A 2,905-nucleotide genomic window follows, 5' to 3' on the forward strand; every position below is an offset into this window, starting at 1 on the left:
CTCCATATCTATAAGCTTCATTTAAACTCTCCAAAAGAAGCTTTTTCATAATCCCCTCTCCTCTATGCTCAGGAGTTACTCCGACACCAACAAGATACCTTCCCAAAAATCTTTCATCTCCAACTGATAGATGATATTTATTTTCAAACAACATCCCATAGATTTCATCGTTATTGGTATATAGCTTTGTTGTATCCTCTTTATATATATTATTAAAATACCAATCTATATATTCCGCTTCATCATTAAAGAGATCTTTCCACAAATCTTTTAGTTTATTCTTTATCACTATTAATCACCTATCCTATATAAGAAAAGGTGAGAAACTCTCACCTTTTTATTATCTATTTTTTACATAACTATATAGGGCCTTCACTGCTACACCTGTCGCACCCTTTTTAAACCATTTAATACCGCTATTAAATGCAGTTCCCGCTATATCCATATGTATCCAAGGCAATCCCTCTACAAAACTTTCTAAGAACTTAGCGGCTGTTATTGAACCTCCCATTCTTCCACCTGTATGCTTTATATCTGCAACCGTAGATTTTAAAAGTTCACTGTATTCATCATATATTGGCATTCTCCAAACTTTTTCTCCATATAACTTACTACTTCTTTCTAACATAGCGTATTTTTCATCACTATTTGAAAATACTCCTGTTGTTATATTTCCTAAAGCTACAAGTATAGCTCCAGTTAAAGTTGCTAAATCTACAACCTCTGTCACTTTTTCATTTCTTATAGCGTATGTTATTGCATCTGCTAAAGCTAATCTTCCCTCTGCATCTGTATTTATAATCTCAACGCTCTTACCATTCATAGATTTAATAATATCTCCAGGTCTATAAGCATTTCCATTTATTGCATTTTCACAAGCTGGAACTACAGCAATAACATTTTTCTCCAATTTTCCCTTTGCTATTGCACACATAGCACCTATCACGGATGCTGCTCCCGCCATATCACTCTTCATTTCAAACATTGAATCTGCTGGTTTTATACAAAGTCCACCAGTATCATATGTCAATCCTTTTCCAATCAGACCTATTTTTTCATCGTTATCTTTTCCATTTAGATATCTCATAACAATTAATCTTGGTTTTGTTATTGAAGCTTTTCCAACAGCTAATAAAAGATTCATTCCAAGTTTTTCAATCTCTTTTTCATCTAAAACTTCAACTTCAAATCCATACTCTTTTCCAAGTTCCATGGCTTTTTCAGAAAGTGTTATTGGGTTTATTATATTTGCTGGTTGATCCACTAAATCTCTAGCTATATCTGTTGCTTCTCCTAGAAAAACTGTTTCAGAAAAATCTTTTTCCTCTCCAGGGATAAATAACTCTATATTTAAAACCTCATCTTTTTTCTCTTTAAATGTATCAAAGCTATAGTTTATATTAGATGCAATTTCACCCAACACGTTATAATCTAATAGAGCTTCATTCTCAGATGATATTAAAACTGTTCCCTTCTCTTTAGATAGAACATCAAACATAACCTCTCTATATATATCTAAATTAAATGACTCCTCTTTTCCCATACCAACAAAAATCATTGAAATCAGATATGTTCCCTCTAAAAATTCAACTTTTAAAACTTCACCTTTTTTCCCTGTGAACTCTTTTTTCTTCATTAATTTTTCTATCAATTCCTTATTTTGTGCGGATGCATATTCGCAAATTTTCACTTGATCTTCAAATACTAATGTTACATTTAATTCATACCCTTTTTCTATTTTGTTAATAACTTTAAACATGCCACTCCTCCTCTATAAACTATATTTTTTTATAAATTTTATCGGTTGATATGATAGTTTTGCTTCTCTTAATCCTATACTTCCAAAGTCATCTTCCCTATTTAGAAACTCAACGTCGGAAAACTCCTCTTTTGCAACATACATATTTATCATTTGATAACTTCCTTGATAATCAAAAATTCCTTTCTCTATGTGTATAACTCCCATACTATCTGTCAACTTCTCTCCAATGGCATAGGCCACTATCTTTCCATCAACTTTAATTATACCACCTCTTAACTCCAATCTCTCATAATTGTTAAGAATCTCCTCTATACCCATAGTTTCAGAAACTATAATTGAATCCCCTTTTCTATTCTCAGACCATTCTCTTTGAAAAACTCTTATATCTTCTATATTATCTTTAGATATCTTTTCATATGTAAAATTATATGTTTTTTTAAATTTATTCACTTTATTTTTTTTTGAAGAAAATTTTCTTCCCTTTAACTCTGCTAAATCCTCTTGTAAATAGATATAATCAAAAGAATCTCTCTCCTCCTTAATCTCAAAATCTGCCCTTAAAAACTCCGCATATTTTTCTGGAATAAAGACTATTCTTCCATCTTTTTCTTTAATTTTTTCTATTGCAGCTACAATACTCTCTTCATTGTCAACCTTTGAAACAGGAGAAAAATAATATTCATCTCCCTCATAGAAACCTTTTATATAAAGAATCTCTTCATTAACCGCATATTGAATGTTTTCACTAAAACTCCATAAAAAAAGATTTGTAAAATTCATATCTGAAGTTTCAAATTTGTTTTTTAAAAATTCTTGAATCTCATCTCTACTATCTATTGTCAATTTTTTCCAGTTCATCTATTCTACACCGCCTTAATATACTATTGCAAGTATATACTAATAAAGCTTTGCTGTCAAATTAAAAAGAGTCAGAAAACCTCTGACTCCTTACATATGTAATCTAAATTCTCTAAAAAGAAGTATTCTTTCTAAATCATCAAAACTATTAATATCTTTTTCAAATAAAATTACAATAAGATAAGTCAATAATATCAATATAAATATAATTTGAAATTTTTGAGAAATAACAATTTTTTTCATAACTATTCCTCCGGCTCTTTACTTTTTATATCTACTTCATAT

4 protein-coding genes are annotated in these 2,905 nt (G+C 30.1%); all 4 read right to left on the reverse strand.

Going from position 1 to position 2,905, the window contains the following annotated elements; translation table 11 throughout:
• A partial coding sequence (locus ACMOUI_RS13585; RefSeq protein ID WP_418966229.1) for a GNAT family N-acetyltransferase occupies positions 1-289 on the reverse strand: 289 nt, incomplete at its 3' end.
• Between the two features lie 51 nt (positions 290-340).
• Positions 341-1,759 (reverse strand): leucyl aminopeptidase, encoded by a 1,419-nt coding sequence (locus tag ACMOUI_RS13590; protein ID WP_418966230.1) that lies wholly within the window; start codon positions 1,757-1,759, stop codon positions 341-343.
• Between the two features lie 12 nt (positions 1,760-1,771).
• On the reverse strand, positions 1,772-2,620 hold the full coding sequence (locus tag ACMOUI_RS13595; protein WP_418966231.1) for a DUF2156 domain-containing protein: 849 nt from the start codon (positions 2,618-2,620) through the stop codon (positions 1,772-1,774).
• Positions 2,621-2,710: 90 nt separating this feature from the next.
• Positions 2,711-2,863: a hypothetical protein gene (locus ACMOUI_RS13600; protein WP_418966232.1), complete on the reverse strand. Its 153-nt coding sequence runs from the start codon at positions 2,861-2,863 to the stop codon at positions 2,711-2,713.
• Positions 2,864-2,905 lie beyond the last annotated feature (42 nt).

Source organism: Cetobacterium sp., assembly GCF_048470075.1.
Taxonomy (GTDB): Bacteria; Fusobacteriota; Fusobacteriia; order Fusobacteriales; family Fusobacteriaceae; genus Cetobacterium_A.

Bases quoted from the DNA above. Each gene is read 5' to 3' on its own strand.
- ACMOUI_RS13590 (WP_418966230.1), bottom strand. From the start codon at position 1,759: ATGTTTAAAGTTATTAACAAAATAGAAAAAGGGTATGAATTAAATGTA.
- ACMOUI_RS13595 (WP_418966231.1), bottom strand. From the start codon at position 2,620: ATGAACTGGAAAAAATTGACAATAGATAGTAGAGATGAGATTCAAGAA.
- ACMOUI_RS13600 (WP_418966232.1), bottom strand. From the start codon at position 2,863: ATGAAAAAAATTGTTATTTCTCAAAAATTTCAAATTATATTTATATTG.